Here is a 14,734-nt window from a genome sequence, read left to right as displayed (position 1 = left end):
GGGTCGGTCCCGTGCTCACGCCGCCGGGGTGCGTCCGGCCTCGACCTCGCCGTACTTCTGCGCGAGCACGGCCGCGGTGACCCCGTGGAGCACGACGCTGAGCAGCACGGTCGTCGTGATCACCGCGACCGCCTCCTGCGCCGCGGAGTCGAGCTCCTCGAGGGCGATCAGCGCGAAGACCAGCGAGGCGAGCCCGCGGGGGCCGAACCAGCCGATGAAGAGCACCGTCCAGCGGTCGAGGTCGGCGCCGATCGAGGCCAGCGCGACCGGCACCATCCGCACCACCGTGAGGCTGAGGACGGCGTACGCCACGACCGACCAGCTGAGGTGGTCGGCCAGGACCGGCCCGGCGATGGCCCCGAAGACCAGCCACACCAGCAGCGAGACCAGGCTCTGCGCCTGCTCGAGGAAGACCAGCTCGTTCGCGCCGCGGGGCCCCGCGGTGGCGCCGAACGCGAGCCCGCCGACGAACGCCGCCACGAAGCCGTTGCCGTGCAGGGTCACGCTGCCCGCCCAGGCGAGGAGCGACAGCGCGAGGACGGCGATGCCGGCGAGCTGCTCGTCGGCCCAGCTCGCGCGCCGTGCCCGGCGCAGCAGCCACCCGCCCGCCGCGCCGACCACGCCGCCGATCACGACGCCGAGCACGAGCTCGACGACGGCCTCGCTCAGCCCGAGGTCCGACAGGCCCTCGGCAGTGGCCGCGCCGGCAATCGCGATCATCACCACGGGGGTGGCGATGCCGTCGTTGAGCCCGCCCTCGACCGTCAGCCACCGCCGGGCGGTCGCGGGCACCGCCGGGTTGGTGACCACGGGCAGCCCGAGGGCCGCGTCCGTGGGTGCCAGCGCGGCGCCGACCAGCAGCGCCAGCCAGACGCCGAGCTCGGGGAACATGCCGGCGGCCAGGGCCCAGCCGGCGAGCACGGTGAGCGGCAGGCCGATGCCGAGGAGCCGGCCGTACTCACCCGCGTCGCGCCGGGCATCGGACAGGCGGATGCCGGCCGCGTCCGAGAAGAGCACCCACACCAGCGTCACCTCGACCAGGGGCCGCAGCCAGGTCGGCAGCTCGTCGATGTCGACGAGGCCGGTCGTGGCTGCCAGCACCGCACCGAGGACCACGAAGACGATCGGAGCCGTCAGGTGGGCGCGGCCCATCCGTGACGAGACCACGCCCCACGCGAAGACGGCTGCCGCGATGGCGACGGTGGTCTCCATCTCCGCCTCCTGCTCCCTGCCCCGACGTGACCCGGGCTCCGTCGGCGGGGCCCACGCCCGAGCATCGGGCACCGCGGTGCGCCGGGGATCGTCCGTACGGGAGGATTCGCGGACCGGCCCCGGGATGGTGGGGTGGTCGGGCAGGAACGGCCCGGACCCCCGGCCCGGGTCGGACGGTCCGGACGACCCCGTGTGGTACGGCGGCTCACCCTCGACGGGCCGCTCCGCCGCCACGTGCTCGAGGCAGCGGCCGGGGTCCCTGCAGGGCGCCGTCGCCTGACCCCGTGGTGGGGGCCGGGCGGCGGCCCCGCCCTGTCCGGGCCCGGTCACCGGCGGGCCGGTCACCCTGCGCGGGGGATCCGGCCGCGCGCCCGTGGTGCTGGGCTGCACGCCATGATCGACGACCTGCGCCGCCGCGTGCTGCCGGAGAACCAGCGCCGCACCCTCGAGGAGCTCACCGACGACCTGGTGCTGCGCAGCGGTGACGCGGGGGCCAAGCAGTCGGCGTTCTGGATCATGCTCACGCTGTCGGGCGTGATCGCCTCGGCGGGTGTCATCGCGGACTCGACCGCCACGGTCATCGGCGCGATGATCATCGCCCCGCTCTCCACCCCCATCATGGGCATCGCGCTCTCGAGCGTGCGCCAGGAGCGCAACGGCTCGGCGACCTACGTCGTGCTCGGGGCGTCGGCCGTGGTGGGCATCGGCGTGGTGTTCTCGCTGGTGCTCACCGGCTCCTACGACCTGCTCGCCAACAGCCAGATCTCCGGCCGCACCTCGCCCCGGCTGATCGACCTCGTCGCCGCGGCCGCCACCGGCCTGGCCGGCGCCGTGGCGCTGGCGCGCAGGGACGTCGCAGCGGTGCTGCCCGGCGTCGCGATCGCGATCTCGCTGGTCCCGCCGCTCGCGGTGGTCGGGGTGTGCCTCGGCCAGGGCGCGCCCGCGCTCGCACTGGGCGCGCTGCTGCTGTTCCTCTCCAACCTCGTGGCGCTGGTGCTGTGCGGGACCCTGGTCTTCGGGTCCCTCGGCTACGGCGAGGGGGCGACCGGCCCCTACCCGCGCCACCGGGTGCGGATGACGCTGCTCACCGCCCTCGTCGTCCTCCCGCTCGCTGCCAACACCGCCGCGACGTACGCCATCCAGGTGTGGAGCGACCGGGTCCGCAGTACCGCCGACGACTGGGTCTCCTCCACCTCGGGTGCGCGCGTCACCGACGTCCAGTGGGAGGCGGACACTGCGCGGATCGCGGTGGAGACGCCGGGCGAGCTCCCGCCCGTCGCGGACCTGATGAAGGCGCTCGACGGCGAGGTGCCCGACGGCATCACGATCGTGGTCGACACCAGCCTCGGCGAGAACCTGCACGCCGGCACGACCGGGGAGTGACCGGGCGCACAGGACGAACGTCAACCCCGCGCGGGTCCAACGCCCCTCCTCGTCCCGGAGCCGCCGACCTAGCGTCGGAGGCGGGAGGAACAGGAGGCACCCCGTGGACGCTGCCCTGCAGACGACCGGGCTGCGCAAGGTCTTCCGCGGCGGTCACGTCGCCCTGCGCGGGCTCGACCTCGAGGTGCCGCGCGGCTCGGTGTTCGGCTACCTCGGGCCCAACGGCGCCGGCAAGACCACGACCATCCGGCTGGCCACCGGCCTGCTGCGGCCCACGGCCGGCAGCGTGCGGGTGCTCGGCCTCGAGCTCGGGCGCGACCCCGACCGGATCCAGGAGCGGATCGGCTACCTGCCCGGGCGCTTCGTGGCGTACGCCGACCTGACGGTCTCCGAGTACCTCACCTACCTGTCCTCGCTGCGCGGCAGCGTCGAGCCGGCGGTGGTCGACCGGCTGCTCGAGCGGTTCGAGGTCGACCCGGGCCGACGCATCGCGGCCCTCTCGCACGGCAACGTCCAGAAGGTCGGCATCGTGCAGGCGTTCATGCACCGCCCGGACCTCGTCGTGCTCGACGAGCCGACGACGGGGCTCGACCCCCTGATGCAGCAGGAGTTCCTGGCCCTGCTGCTGGAGACCGCGCAGCGTGGCGGCACCGTCTTCCTCTCCTCCCACGTGCTGTCCGAGGTGGCGGCCGCCGCGGACACCGTGGCCATCCTGCGCGAGGGCGCGCTGGTGACCACCTCCACGGTGACCGACCTGCGCTCCCGGATGGTGCGGCGCTGGGACCTCGCCTTCCTCGACACCGTGCCCACCGAGCTGCTCCGCAGCGCGCCGGGCGTCGAGGCGCTGACCGTGCAGGGCCGGGTGGCGCACCTGACCCTCGTCGGCCCGGCGGACGAGCTGCTGCGCCGCGCCGCGCCGTACGGCGTGGAGAACGTGACCACCCACGAGGGCGACCTGACCGAGGTCTTCCTGCGCTTCTACGACCGGGAGGAGCAGTCGTGGCCGGCCTGACGCAGTCCGCACCCCCACCGACCGCCGACGCCGGAGCCCGCCCCACGAGCCGGCGGCGGACGGCGGCCCCGCTCCTGCTGCGGTCGGTGTACCTCAAGACGATGCGCGACCAGCGCCGCAGCCTGATCGGCTGGTCGATCGGCATCGCGCTCATCGTGCTCGTCGAGGCCGCGGTGTGGCCGTCGTTCAAGGACATGCCCGCCATGGACGACCTGATGTCGCAGTACCCCGACTACATGAAGGACCTCTTCGACATCGAGTCGATGACGAGCGGGCTGGGGTTCATGAACGCCGAGCTCTTCACGCTGCTGCTGCCGGCGCTGTTCATCATCCACGGCATCGGGCGCGGCGCCCGGATGATCGCCGGCGAGGAGGAGGCCGGCACGCTCGACGTGCTGCTGGTGACTCCCGTGTCGACGACGCGGCTGGTGCTCAGCAAGGCGCTCGCCCTGATCACCGCGAGCACCGTGCTCGGGCTGGTGCTCTGGTTGGTGACGCTGGCCTGCAGCCTGGTCATCGGCATGGGCATCGACGCCGGCGAGGCCGCCACCGGCGTGCTGGCGCAGGTGCTGCTCGGCGTGGAGTTCGGCGTGCTCGCGCTGGCCGCGGGCGCGGCCACGGGCCGGCGGTCGCTGGCCGTCGGCATCCCCGCCGCGCTGGCGGTCGCGGCGTACGTGCTGCACGCGGTGTCGCTGCTGATCCCCGAGGTGGACCCCTGGCAGGAGCTCTCCCCGATCCACCAGGCCCTCGCCGACGGCCCCCTCGGCGCCGGCCTGCCCGCGTCGTACCTCTGGCTGGTGCTGGGCACCCTCGTCGTGCTCGTCGCCTCGTTGCGGCTGCTCGACCGCCGCGACATCGCCGCCCCCGGATAGCTCCCGCAGCGGCCCGGACTCCCGCGGCGGGCACGTCGGACGGGCGGGTGGGTGGGCGGCTTGCGGGCCGTGGACACCTCGCCGACACGACGAGACCCCCGGGGTGAGAGCGCTACGCGCTGTCACCCCGGGGGTCATCGTCGTGGTTGGCGGTGGCGGAGGGATTTGAACCCTCGGTGGGCTTGCACCCACAAACGCTTTCGAGGCGTTCTCCTTAGGCCGCTCGGACACGCCACCGCCGGGAAGGTTACTAGAGGCGGCGGGCACGGCAGAAATCGCCTCGGGGCGACGAGCAGGTCGCGGCGCTCGCTCCGCGGCCAATCCGTCACTCAGCCGGGTGGCGCGTCGCGGTGCTCGCGGAAGAAGGCGTCGAGCAGGGCGGCCGACTCCTCGGCGAGCACGCCCGCCACGACCTCGGGCCGGTGGTTGAGGCGGCGGTCGCGGACCACGTCCCAGAGGCTGCCCACGGCGCCGGCCCTGTCGTCGTACGCCCCGAAGACGAGGCGGTCGACGCGCGCCAGCACCAGCGCCCCCGCACACATGGTGCAGGGCTCGAGGGTGACGACGAGCGTGCAGCCGTCGAGGCGCCACCCGCCGCGCGTGCGGGCGGCCTCGCGGAGCGCCACCACCTCGGCGTGCCCGGTCGGGTCGGCATCGGCCTCGCGGACGTTGCGCCCGCGGCCGACGACCGCGCCGTCGCTGTCGACGACCACGGCGCCGATCGGTACGTCACCGGTCCCCAGCGCCGCTCGCGCCTCGTCGAGTGCTGCACGCATCGGCGCACCCCACTGCTCGAGGGCCGGCGAGGATGGCACGGTCGGCGGGTCAGGCCGAGGCGAGGCCGACGACCTCGTCGAACTGGGCGCCGAAGCCGACCCGGCGTGCGACGTCGGAGAGCATCTCGTCGGGGTAGAGGTCGAAGTCGTCGAGCAGCACGCCCATGTCCATGGCGTGCATCCCGAGGTCGCCGAGAAGGTCGAGGTCACCGGCGGGCACCTGGTCGTCGTCCTCCTCGGGGAAGGGCAGACCGAGGAACTCCACGGCGCTCCGCGCGAGCTCCCACTCGTCGGCGGCGGTGACGTCGGAGAGCAGGACCCGGGTGTGGGCCCCGGCCACGCGCACCACGATGAAGAAGTCCTCGTCGATCGCGATCATGCCGACTGCACCGCCGTCACCGGGGAAGCGTCGCAGCGCGTGGCTCAGCGTCTCGATGTCGCCGAGGACGTCGTGGGCGAGCTCCTGGACCTGCCAGACGCCCTCCTCGCGGAAGGCAGCGACGGCGAAGTCGATGCCGTCCTCGTACTCGGTCATCACGCCTCCTCACCTGGTCCGCCGTGCGTCTCTGCTTCCAGAGTGTCAGACCGCTGCGCGGGGGACCACCCCGTTCCGGTCCAGCGACGGCGTGCTGTACCCCACTACCTGGCGGGCCACTAGGGTCCTGCCATGCGGACCCACGTCGTCGACCACCCGTTGGTCGCCCACAAGCTCACGGCCCTGCGGGACGAGAAGACCGACTCACCGACCTTCCGGCGCCTCGCCGACGAGCTGGTCACGCTGCTGGCCTACGAGGCGACGCGCGACGTGCGCGTCTCCCCCAAGGACATCGTCACGCCCGTCGCCCCCACCACCGGGGTCAAGCTCGCGCGGCCCAAGCCGCTCGTGGTGCCGATCCTGCGCGCGGGGCTCGGGATGCTCGACGGCATGATGCGGCTCCTGCCGACGGCGGAGGTGGGCTTCCTCGGGATGGTCCGCAACGAGGAGACGCTCGAGGCCTCGACGTACGCCGAGCGACTGCCCGAGGACCTGCAGGGCCGGCAGTGCTACGTGCTCGACCCGATGCTCGCCACCGGCGGCACGCTGGCCGCGGCGATCCGCTTCCTCACCGACCGGGGTGCCGACGACATCACCGCGATCTGCCTGCTCGCCGCCCCGGAGGGGTGCGAGCGGCTCGAGCGCGACCTCGAGGGGCTCCACGTGCCGGTCACCGTGGTGACGGCTGCCCTCGACGAGAAGCTCAACGACAAGGGCTACATCGTGCCCGGGCTCGGCGACGCCGGGGACCGGTTGTACGGCGTCGTGGGCTGATCAGCCCGCGAAGACCTGCACGGTGCCGGTGGCGACCAGCACCAGCAGCGCCAGCACCAGCAGGCCCAGCGCGGCATACGCCCACTCCTTGCTGATCCGGGTGTCGTCGGACTCCGGCGCGTCGTACCGGTGGCCGTCGGGGCGCGCCAGGCGCTCCTCGTCCTCGTTGCTCATGCCCCCTCAACGAGCGGCTCGCCCGAAGGTGCCGGCAGAGATCCACCAGGGACCTCGGGGCCGCTGGAGCGACAGGGGCACATGCACCTGTCGCTCCAGCGCTACGCGACGGGGTGGGCGGAGACGACCGGGTCGGCCTCCGGCGAGGCGAAGTGCCAGGGCTCAGAGCGCCTTGACCTCGTTGAGCAGCTTGCCCATCGACTCCTTCGCGTCGCCGAAGAGCAGCGTGGTGTTCTCCTGGAAGAGCAGCTCGTTCTCGATGCCGGCGAAGCCGGGGCGCATCGACCGCTTCATGAAGACCACCTGCTTGGCCTGGTCAGCGTTGAGGATCGGCATGCCGTAGATCGGGGCGCTGGGCTCGCTCCTGGCGGCCGGGTTGACGACGTCGTTGGCGCCGACCACGAGGACGACGTCGGCGTCCTTGAAGTCGCCGTTGATGTCGTCCATCTCCTTGAGCTGCTCGTAGGGCACCTGGGCCTCGGCGAGCAGGACGTTCATGTGCCCGGGCATCCGGCCGGCCACCGGGTGGATGGCGTAGTCGACCTTCGCCCCGCGCGCGCTGAGCACGTCGACGAGCTCGCGCAGCGTGTGCTGCGCCTGGGCGACCGCGAGGCCGTAGCCGGGGACGATGATCACGCGGTCGGCGTACGCGAGCATGATCGCGACGTCGGCCGGGCCCGCCGAACGCACGGGGCGCTGCGAGACCTCGCCGCTGCCGAGCGTCGAGCCGCCCTTGAGCGCGCCGAACAGGATGTTGGTCACCGAGCGGCCCATGGCGTTGGCCATGAGCAGGGTGAGGAAGGTACCGCTGGCCCCGACGAGAGTGCCGGCCACGAGCAGCAGCGTGTTGGACAGGATGTAGCCGCCGGCGGCGACGGTCAGGCCGGTGAAGGCGTTGAGCAGCGAGATCACGATCGGCACGTCGGCACCACCCACCGGCAGCACCAGCAGCACGCCGATCAGCAGGCCGAGCAGGGCCAGCACGATGCCCATCCAGAGCGCGGTGCTGGTGACCGTGGTGACCGACAGGACGACGGCGGCCAGCAGCGCCCCCGCGAAGACCAGCGGGAGGCCGGGGAAGACCACCGGCCGCGAGGTCATCAGCTCCTGGAGCTTGGCGAAGGTGATGAGCGAGCCGGCGAAGGAGACCGAGCCGACCACGATCGTGAACGCGGTCGCCGCGAGGGTGAACCAGCCCACCGCGTTGCGGCCGCCCTCGAGCTCGATGAACGGCATCATCTCGTGCAGCTCGAGCAGGGCGACGAGCGCCGCCGCGCCGCCGCCGACGCCGTTGAAGAGTGCCACCATCTGCGGCATCTGCGTCATCTGCACGCGCTGTGCGCCGACCACGCCGCCCACGGTGCCGATGGCGATCGCGACCAGGATCAGCGGCACGTGGTCGAGGTCGAGGTAGATGAAGGGGACGATCACGGCGACGACGGCCGCCGCGGCGCCGAGCAGGTTGCCGTTGCGGGCGGTCTTGGGGCCGGAGAGCCCCTTGAGCGCGAGGATGAAGCAGACCGCGCAGGCGAGGTAGACCAGCTGCACCCAGGTCGGCGTCATGCCGCACCGCCCGGGGTGGAGCCGCCGGTGGGAGTCCCGCCGGCGGGCGCCTTCGGCTTCTTGCGCACGAACATCTGCAGCATCCGGTCGGTCACCACGAAGCCGCCGACCATGTTCACCGTCGCCAGCACGATCGCGATCAGCCCCACGACGAGCGCGATGGTGTTGTCGGTGCTGCCGGTGACGATGATCGCGCCGAGCAGGATGATGCCGTGGATGGCGTTGGCGCCGGACATCAGCGGCGTGTGCAGCGTCGAGGAGACCTTGGAGATCACCTCGATGCCGACGAAGACGCTGAGCACGAAGATCGTCAGCCAGACGACGGGCTCGCTCATGCCTGGGTTCCTTCCATGGCCTCGCGGGTCGGGGCGTGCCGGACCTCGCCGGCGTGGGTGACGCACGACCCGATGACGATCTCGTCCTCGAAGTCGGGGGCCAGGAGGCCGGTGGGCCCGCCGTCGCCCCCCTCGTCGCCGTCGGGCTCCGCGGTCATCAGGGTGACCAGGTTGACGAGGTTCTGGGCGTAGAGCCTCGAGGCGGGCCCAGGCATCTGGGAAGGCACGTTGCGCCCGCCCCACACCGAGGCGTTGCCGATCCGCACCACCTCGCCGGGCACCGAGCCCTCGACGTTGCCGCCGGTCTCGGCGGCGAGGTCGACCACGACCGAGCCGGGGCTCATCTGCTCGACCATCTCGCGGGTCACCAGCATCGGCGCCGTCCGGCCGGGCACGGCCGCCGTCGTGATCAGTGCGTCGGCGGCCGCGATGTACGGCGTGAGCAGCTCGCGCTGGCGGGCCGCGCGGTCCTCGGTCATCTCGCGGGCGTAGCCGCCCGCGCCCTCGAGGGTCTCGAGCTTCAGGTCGATCGGCTTGGCGCCCATCGAGGCGATCTCCTCGGCCGCGGCCGCGCGCACGTCGTAGGCGTGCACGACGGCGCCGAGCCGCTTCGCGGTGGCGATCGCCTGGAGACCGGCGACACCGGCGCCGAGCACCACCACGGTCGCGGGCTGCACGGTGCCCGCCGCGGTCATGTTGAGGGGGAAGAAGCGCCGCAGCATGCCGGCCGCGACGACCGCGCAGCGGTAGCCGGACACCAGCGCCTGCGACGACAGGGCGTCCATCGACTGCGCGCGGCTGATGCGCGGCACCAGCTCGACGGCAAAGGACGTGACGCCGTTGTCCCGCAGCGCCGCCACCAGCTCGAGCTCCTGGTGCGAGGGCAGGAACGAGATCGTCGTGGTGCCCGCGGGCAGCCCGCGCACCACCTCGAGCGGCAGCGGCTGCACCGACAGCACCAGGGCGGCGCCTCTGAGCGCGTTGTCCGCGACCGTCGCGCCGGCGGCGACGTACTCCTCGTCGGAGATCAGCGCATGTGCCCCCGCGCCCGGCTCGACCGCCACGTCGTAGCCCAGGCCGGTGAGCTTGCCGACCAGCTCGGGCACCATCGCCACCCGGGCCTCGGCGTCCCGGGTCTCCCTTGTCACCGCGATCTTCACCCGTCGCAACCTAGACGGGATTGCCGCTCACCGACAGGCATCTCACGGCGGTTCGTGGTGAGGAATCGCACGAGGTGACCGAAGTCCCGGGACCTCAGCGCCCGAGCGGGAGCTCCGCGACCGTCTCGTAGCGCGGCCGGCGGCGGGGTCCCTCCCCGAGGTGCGACGCCACGAGGTGCAGGCGGTCGGCGGTCCAGGTGGGCCCGGCGTACCCCTCGAGCAGCCGCACCCACGACGACACCTCGGCGGGGCGGCCGAGCCGGGCCAGGGTGAGGTGGGCGCGGAACCGCTGGCCGTCGACGGCGATGCCGGTACGCGCGGCCGCGGCCCGGGCACCCGTCGCCAGCCGCGGCAGCTCCACCTCCCCTGTGGTGTCGGGGCGCAGTCCGGCCCAGAGGACCCGGGCACGGGCGGCGTGGGGGAACGCACCGCCTCCGGCGACCGCCACCTCGAAGGGCGTACGACGTCGTCCCGCGCGGCCCAGCCGCTCGACCAGCTCGTCGAGGTGGCGCTCGGGCACCTCGGCGTAGAAGGCGAGGGTCACGTGCAGCTGCTCGGGCAGCGACCACCGGAAGGCCCCGGCCTCCCGGCGCGGCTCGAGGAACTCCTCGAGGTCCTCCAGCGCTCCGGGCGGCGGCACCAGGGCCGCGAACATCCGCACCGCGCGCGGCCCCGGTCAGCCGATGCGCGTGCCGAGCGCCGCGCCGATCAGGTAGGTCGCGACCATCGCGAACACCCCGCCGGCGACGTTGCGCAGCACCGCAGGACCGGCGGAGCCGTAGCCGAAGCGGGCACTCATCCAGCCGGTGATCGCCAGCGCCACGGCGACCACGCCCAGGGTGACGAACACCCGGGCCGACTGACCGACGAACAGGATCGTGAGCAGGGGCAGCAGCGCCCCGACGGTGAAGGCCAGCATCGACGCCCACGCGGCGTGCCACGGGTTGGTGAGGTCGTCGGGATCGATCCCCAGCTCCACCTCGGCGTGGGCGCGCAGCGCGTCGTGCTCGGTGAGCTCGAGGGCGACCTGGCGGGCGAGGTCGTCGCTGAGCCCCTTGGCGACGTACAGGCCGGCGAGCTCGGCGAGCTCGTCCTCGGGCTCCTCCTCGAGCTCGCGGCGCTCCTTGCGCAGCAGGGCGCGCTCGCTGTCGCTCTGCGTGCTGACGGACACGTACTCCCCCGCGCCCATGCTCAGCGCCCCGGCCGTGAGGCCCGCGACGCCGGCGATCATGATCGCCGACCGGCTGCTCGTCGCGCCCGCGACACCCATCACGATGCCGGCGGTCGAGACGATGCCGTCGTTGGCGCCGAGGACCCCGGCACGCAGCCAGTTGAGACGGTTGTTGACGCCACCCGCGTGTGGCTCGTCGGCGTGCGGGCCGACGGGGACGTCGACGGCACCGGTGTCGGAGGTCATGGGTCCATCCTTCGCGTCCTGACAGGCCCCGGCAAGCAAGGCGAGGCTGGGCTAAGGACCGGCCTGCTACAGCCCGAGGTCGCGACCGATCAGCATCTTCATGATCTCGTTGGAGCCGGCCCAGATCTTGGTGACGCGGGCGTCGCGCCAGGCCCGGGCCACGCGGTACTCGTTCATGTAGCCGTAGCCGCCGAAGAGCTGCACGCAGTGGTCGAGCACGTCGTTCTGCACCTGCGAGGTCCACCACTTGGCCTTGGCGGCGTCGACGGCCGTCAGCTCGCCCTTGGTGTGGGCGATCACGCACTGGTCGACGTAGGCCTGGGTGACCTCGACCTGGGTGACGAGCTCGGCGAGCAGGAACTGGTTGGCCTGGAAGCTGCCGATCGGGTGGCCGAAGGCCTTGCGTTCCTTGGCGTACTCGACCGTCTCGCGCAGGATCTGCGCGGCGTGGGCGAGGTTGGTCACCGCCGAGCCGAGCCGCTCCTGCGGGAGGAACTGCATCATCGAGATGAAGCCGGTGTCGAGCTCGCCGATCAGGTCGTCGTTGCTGACGCGCACGTCCTCGAAGGCCAGCTCGGCGGTGTCGGACTCGTCCTGGCCGACCTTGTCGAGCACCCGGCCGACCGAGAACCCCTCGAGGCTGGTGTCGACGCCGAAGAGCGAGATGCCCTTGGCCTTCTTCTCCGGACTGGTGCGCGCGGCCACCACGACGAGGTCGGCGCTGCCGCCGTTGGTGATGAAGGTCTTGGAGCCGTTGATGATCCAGTCGTCGCCGTCACGCACGGCGGTGGTCTTCAGGTTGGCCAGGTCGGAGCCGCCGCCCGGCTCGGTCATGCCGATCGCGGTGAGCAGGTCACCGGAGCAGAAGTCCGGGAGCCAGCGCTTCTTCTGCTCCTCGGTCGTCAGGTGCACGAGGTACGGCGCCACGATGTCGGCGTGGATGCCCAGGCACGAGGGCAGCGTCATGTTGACCTTGGCCAGCTCCTCGGTGAGCACCGCGTTGAAGCGGTAGTCGCCCGCCTCGGACCCGCCGTACTCCTCGGGGATCTCCAGGCCGAGGAAGCCCTGGGCGCCGGCGGCCTTCCAGAACGAGCGCGGCAGGCCGTGGCTCTCGGCGTGCTCGTCGAGGTGGGGCACCACCTCGCGGTCGAGGAACTCCTTGACCGAGGCGCGGAAGGCCTCGTGGTCGTCGTCGTAGATCTCGCGCTTCATGAGCAGCATGCTACTCGCGGGTAGCAACGGCCCGGGAACGGCGTTCACGGCAGCAGGCGGAGGTCGCCGACCGTTATGGTTTGATCGATCCAAACCGCGGGTACCGGCGACCCCGGCAACCCCCGAGACGAATGGACGTGGCACGTGGACACCTGGCCCGGACAGGCCTACCCCCTGGGCGCCACCTTCGACGGCAGCGGCACCAACTTCGCGCTGTTCAGCGAGGCCGCCGAGAGCGTCGAGCTCTGCCTCTTCGACGAGGACGGCACCGAGGTCCGGATGCCCGTGACGGAGGTCGACGCCTACGTGTGGCACTGCTACCTGCCGAGCGTGCAGCCCGGCCAGCGCTACGGCTACCGCGTGCACGGCCCGTGGGACCCCGAGCGCGGCCTGCGCTGCAACCCCGCCAAGCTGCTGCTCGACCCCTACGCCAAGGCGACGGCGCGCGAGATCGACTGGCACCCGTCGCTGTTCGGCTACGACTTCGACGACCCCGAGGCGCGCAACGACGAGGACTCCGCGCCCCACATGACCTACGGCGTGGTGATCAACCCGTTCTTCGACTGGGAGGGCGACCGCCGCCTCGACATCCCGCTCGACCGCACGGTCATCTACGAGGCGCACGTCAAGGGCCTCACCGAGCTGCACCCCGAGGTGCCCGAGGAGCAGCGCGGCACCTACGCCGGGCTCTCGCACCCGGCGATCACCTCCCACCTGACCAAGCTCGGCGTCACCGCGATCGAGCTGATGCCGGTCCACCAGTTCGTGCAGGACAACACGCTGCTCGACAAGGGCCTGCGCAACTACTGGGGCTACAACACCCTGGGCTTCTTCGCCCCGCACGCCGACTACGCCGCGACCGGCGACCTCGGCCAGCAGGTGCAGGAGTTCAAGTCGATGGTGAAGTCGATGCACGCCGCCGGCATCGAGGTCATCCTCGACGTCGTCTACAACCACACGGCCGAGGGCAACCACCTCGGGCCCACGCTGAGCTTCAAGGGCATCGACAACCCGGCGTACTACCGGCTGGTCGAGGACGACCCGCAGTACTACATGGACTACACGGGCACCGGGAACTCTCTCAACGTGCGCCACCCCCACTCGCTGCAGCTGATCATGGACTCGCTGCGCTACTGGGTGAGCGAGATGCACGTCGACGGCTTCCGGTTCGACCTCGCCTCCGCACTGGCGCGCGAGTTCTACGACGTCGACCGGCTGGCGACGTTCTTCGAGCTCGTGCAGCAGGACCCGGTCGTGAGCCAGGTGAAGCTGATCGCCGAGCCCTGGGACGTCGGCCCGGGCGGCTACCAGGTCGGCGGCTTCCCGCCGCAGTGGACCGAGTGGAACGGCGCCTACCGCGACATCGTGCGCGACTTCTGGCGCGGCGAGCCGTCGCTGGGTGAGTTCGCCAGCCGGCTCTCGGGCTCCTCGGACCTCTACGAGCACACGGGCCGACGTCCGGTCGCGAGCATCAACTTCGTCACCGCCCACGACGGCTTCACCCTGCGCGACCTCGTGTCCTACAACGAGAAGCACAACGACGCCAACGGCGAGGACAACAACGACGGCGAGAGCCACAACCGCTCCTGGAACCACGGCGTCGAGGGCCCGACCGACGACCCCTCCGTGCTCGAGTCGCGGGCGCGGTCGCAGCGCAACTTCATCGCGACGCTGCTGCTGAGCCAGGGCGTGCCGATGCTGCTGCACGGCGACGAGCTCGGGCGCACCCAGGGCGGCAACAACAACACCTACGCCCAGGACTCCGAGATCAGCTGGGTGCACTGGGACGACGCCGACCAGCCGCTCGTCGAGTTCACCGCCGCGGTGGCCCGGCTGCGGCGCGACCACCCGACGTTCCGGCGCAAGCGCTTCTTCACCGGCACGACGGTGCGCACCGGCGAGGAGGAGCGGCTCAACGACATCGTGTGGCTGCACGTCGACGGCACGCCGATGGACGAGCACGACTGGAGCAACGGGTCGCGCGCGCTCGGCATGTACCTCAACGGGCACGGCATCGCCGGCCTCGACGACCGCGGCGGCGCGATCACCGACGACCACTTCCTGCTCTACTTCAACGCCGGCGACGCCGTCGAGGTGCACCTGCCGCCCGACGAGTACGCCGCCGCCTGGGACGTCGTGATCGACACCGGCGCCTCGCTGGCCGAGGGGACGCCGGTCAGGGCCGGCGAGACGATCTCACTCGACGCGCGCTGCGTGGTCGTGCTCCGCGAGCACGCGCCGGTGGAGGAGGCACCCGACCACTCGGTGGCGGCGTCGGTCCGGCAGCAGGCGGGGAGGCGCTGACACCC

General features: G+C 72.2%; 15 protein-coding genes and 1 tRNA gene. 5 read left to right on the top strand and 11 right to left on the bottom strand.

The annotated features are described in order from the left end of the window. Nucleotides 1-15: 15 nt before the first annotated feature. Nucleotides 16-1,212, bottom strand: a complete 1,197-nt coding sequence (locus tag ACFPGP_RS12900) for a cation:proton antiporter domain-containing protein (protein ID WP_378590719.1) — start codon at nt 1,210-1,212, stop codon at nt 16-18. A 393-nt stretch (nt 1,213-1,605) separates the two neighbouring features. On the opposite strand from ACFPGP_RS12900, the gene ACFPGP_RS12895 reads away from it, so the two are divergent. The 3 genes from ACFPGP_RS12895 (at nt 1,606) to ACFPGP_RS12885 (ending at nt 4,479) form a co-directional block, all read left to right on the top strand. Then, nucleotides 1,606-2,595, top strand: a complete 990-nt coding sequence (locus ACFPGP_RS12895) for a DUF389 domain-containing protein (RefSeq protein WP_378590718.1) — start codon at nt 1,606-1,608, stop codon at nt 2,593-2,595. Nucleotides 2,596-2,698: 103 nt separating this feature from the next. After that, nucleotides 2,699-3,607, top strand: coding sequence for an ABC transporter ATP-binding protein (locus ACFPGP_RS12890; RefSeq protein ID WP_378590716.1), 909 nt, complete (start codon nt 2,699-2,701; stop codon nt 3,605-3,607). Further along, nucleotides 3,595-4,479: an ABC transporter permease subunit gene (locus ACFPGP_RS12885; RefSeq protein ID WP_378590714.1), complete on the top strand. Its 885-nt coding sequence runs from the start codon at nt 3,595-3,597 to the stop codon at nt 4,477-4,479. The genes ACFPGP_RS12890 and ACFPGP_RS12885 overlap by 13 nt, the downstream gene beginning before the upstream one ends. Before the next feature lie 147 nt (nt 4,480-4,626). On the opposite strand, the gene ACFPGP_RS12880 is transcribed toward ACFPGP_RS12885, so the two are convergent. The 3 genes from ACFPGP_RS12880 to ACFPGP_RS12870 form a co-directional block, all read right to left on the bottom strand. Then, a tRNA-Ser gene (locus ACFPGP_RS12880) sits at nt 4,627-4,716 on the bottom strand. Between the two features lie 92 nt (nt 4,717-4,808). Beyond that, complete coding sequence (locus tag ACFPGP_RS12875) at nt 4,809-5,255, bottom strand: nucleoside deaminase (protein WP_378590712.1); 447 nt, start codon at nt 5,253-5,255, stop codon at nt 4,809-4,811. Between the two features lie 49 nt (nt 5,256-5,304). Continuing rightward, nucleotides 5,305-5,790: a tRNA adenosine deaminase-associated protein gene (locus tag ACFPGP_RS12870; RefSeq protein ID WP_378590710.1), complete on the bottom strand. Its 486-nt coding sequence runs from the start codon at nt 5,788-5,790 to the stop codon at nt 5,305-5,307. Nucleotides 5,791-5,922: 132 nt separating this feature from the next. Here ACFPGP_RS12870 and upp point away from each other — a divergent pair, with 132 nt between their 5' ends. Continuing rightward, the gene (gene upp / locus ACFPGP_RS12865) at nt 5,923-6,564 is read left to right on the top strand and encodes a uracil phosphoribosyltransferase (protein WP_378590708.1); all 642 of its coding nucleotides are present in this window, start codon (nt 5,923-5,925) and stop codon (nt 6,562-6,564) included. Here the strand turns inward: upp and ACFPGP_RS12860 are convergent, their stop codons facing one another. The 7 genes from ACFPGP_RS12860 to ACFPGP_RS12830 all read right to left on the bottom strand — a co-directional run bounded on the left by ACFPGP_RS12860 (nt 6,565) and on the right by ACFPGP_RS12830 (nt 12,425). Next, a complete protein-coding gene (locus tag ACFPGP_RS12860) occupies nt 6,565-6,738 on the bottom strand; it encodes a hypothetical protein (protein WP_378590706.1) in 174 nt (57 codons plus the stop codon). It abuts the gene before it with no gap. Between the two features lie 162 nt (nt 6,739-6,900). Continuing rightward, a complete protein-coding gene (locus ACFPGP_RS12855; protein WP_378590704.1) occupies nt 6,901-8,301 on the bottom strand; it encodes an NAD(P)(+) transhydrogenase (Re/Si-specific) subunit beta in 1,401 nt (466 codons plus the stop codon). Next, a complete protein-coding gene (locus tag ACFPGP_RS12850) occupies nt 8,298-8,636 on the bottom strand; it encodes an NAD(P) transhydrogenase subunit alpha part 2 (RefSeq protein ID WP_378590702.1) in 339 nt (112 codons plus the stop codon). The genes ACFPGP_RS12855 and ACFPGP_RS12850 overlap by 4 nt, the downstream gene beginning before the upstream one ends. After that, nucleotides 8,633-9,796, bottom strand: coding sequence for an NAD(P) transhydrogenase subunit alpha (locus ACFPGP_RS12845; RefSeq protein ID WP_378590700.1), 1,164 nt, complete (start codon nt 9,794-9,796; stop codon nt 8,633-8,635). The genes ACFPGP_RS12850 and ACFPGP_RS12845 overlap by 4 nt, the downstream gene beginning before the upstream one ends. A 94-nt stretch (nt 9,797-9,890) precedes the next feature. After that, nucleotides 9,891-10,451, bottom strand: a complete 561-nt coding sequence (thpR, locus tag ACFPGP_RS12840; protein ID WP_378590763.1) for an RNA 2',3'-cyclic phosphodiesterase — start codon at nt 10,449-10,451, stop codon at nt 9,891-9,893. 21 nt (nt 10,452-10,472) lie between these two features. After that, complete coding sequence (locus tag ACFPGP_RS12835; protein WP_378590698.1) at nt 10,473-11,213, bottom strand: VIT1/CCC1 transporter family protein; 741 nt, start codon at nt 11,211-11,213, stop codon at nt 10,473-10,475. A 66-nt stretch (nt 11,214-11,279) separates the two neighbouring features. Then, nucleotides 11,280-12,425: an acyl-CoA dehydrogenase family protein gene (locus ACFPGP_RS12830; RefSeq protein ID WP_378590696.1), complete on the bottom strand. Its 1,146-nt coding sequence runs from the start codon at nt 12,423-12,425 to the stop codon at nt 11,280-11,282. Between the two features lie 144 nt (nt 12,426-12,569). Here ACFPGP_RS12830 and glgX point away from each other — a divergent pair, with 144 nt between their 5' ends. Further along, nucleotides 12,570-14,729 (top strand): glycogen debranching protein GlgX, encoded by a 2,160-nt coding sequence (gene glgX, locus ACFPGP_RS12825; protein WP_378590694.1) that lies wholly within the window; start codon nt 12,570-12,572, stop codon nt 14,727-14,729. Nucleotides 14,730-14,734: the final 5 nt, after the last annotated feature.

This window comes from Nocardioides taihuensis (genome assembly GCF_042657275.1).
GTDB classification, from domain to species: Bacteria; Actinomycetota; Actinomycetes; order Propionibacteriales; family Nocardioidaceae; genus Nocardioides; species Nocardioides taihuensis.
Note: the sequence above shows the minus strand (reverse complement) of the source record. Positions and strands in the feature narration are given on the sequence as shown.

Coding starts and splice junctions, on each gene's coding strand:
- upp (WP_378590708.1), top strand. CDS start 5,923: ATGCGGACCCACGTCGTCGACCACCCGTTGGTCGCCCACAAGCTCACG.
- ACFPGP_RS12860 (WP_378590706.1), bottom strand. CDS start 6,738: ATGAGCAACGAGGACGAGGAGCGCCTGGCGCGCCCCGACGGCCACCGG.
- ACFPGP_RS12875 (WP_378590712.1), bottom strand. CDS start 5,255: ATGCGTGCAGCACTCGACGAGGCGCGAGCGGCGCTGGGGACCGGTGAC.
- ACFPGP_RS12830 (WP_378590696.1), bottom strand. CDS start 12,425: ATGAAGCGCGAGATCTACGACGACGACCACGAGGCCTTCCGCGCCTCG.
- ACFPGP_RS12895 (WP_378590718.1), top strand. CDS start 1,606: ATGATCGACGACCTGCGCCGCCGCGTGCTGCCGGAGAACCAGCGCCGC.
- ACFPGP_RS12870 (WP_378590710.1), bottom strand. CDS start 5,790: ATGACCGAGTACGAGGACGGCATCGACTTCGCCGTCGCTGCCTTCCGC.
- ACFPGP_RS12900 (WP_378590719.1), bottom strand. CDS start 1,212: ATGGAGACCACCGTCGCCATCGCGGCAGCCGTCTTCGCGTGGGGCGTG.
- ACFPGP_RS12855 (WP_378590704.1), bottom strand. CDS start 8,301: ATGACGCCGACCTGGGTGCAGCTGGTCTACCTCGCCTGCGCGGTCTGC.
- ACFPGP_RS12835 (WP_378590698.1), bottom strand. CDS start 11,213: ATGACCTCCGACACCGGTGCCGTCGACGTCCCCGTCGGCCCGCACGCC.
- ACFPGP_RS12850 (WP_378590702.1), bottom strand. CDS start 8,636: ATGAGCGAGCCCGTCGTCTGGCTGACGATCTTCGTGCTCAGCGTCTTC.
- thpR (WP_378590763.1), bottom strand. CDS start 10,451: ATGTTCGCGGCCCTGGTGCCGCCGCCCGGAGCGCTGGAGGACCTCGAG.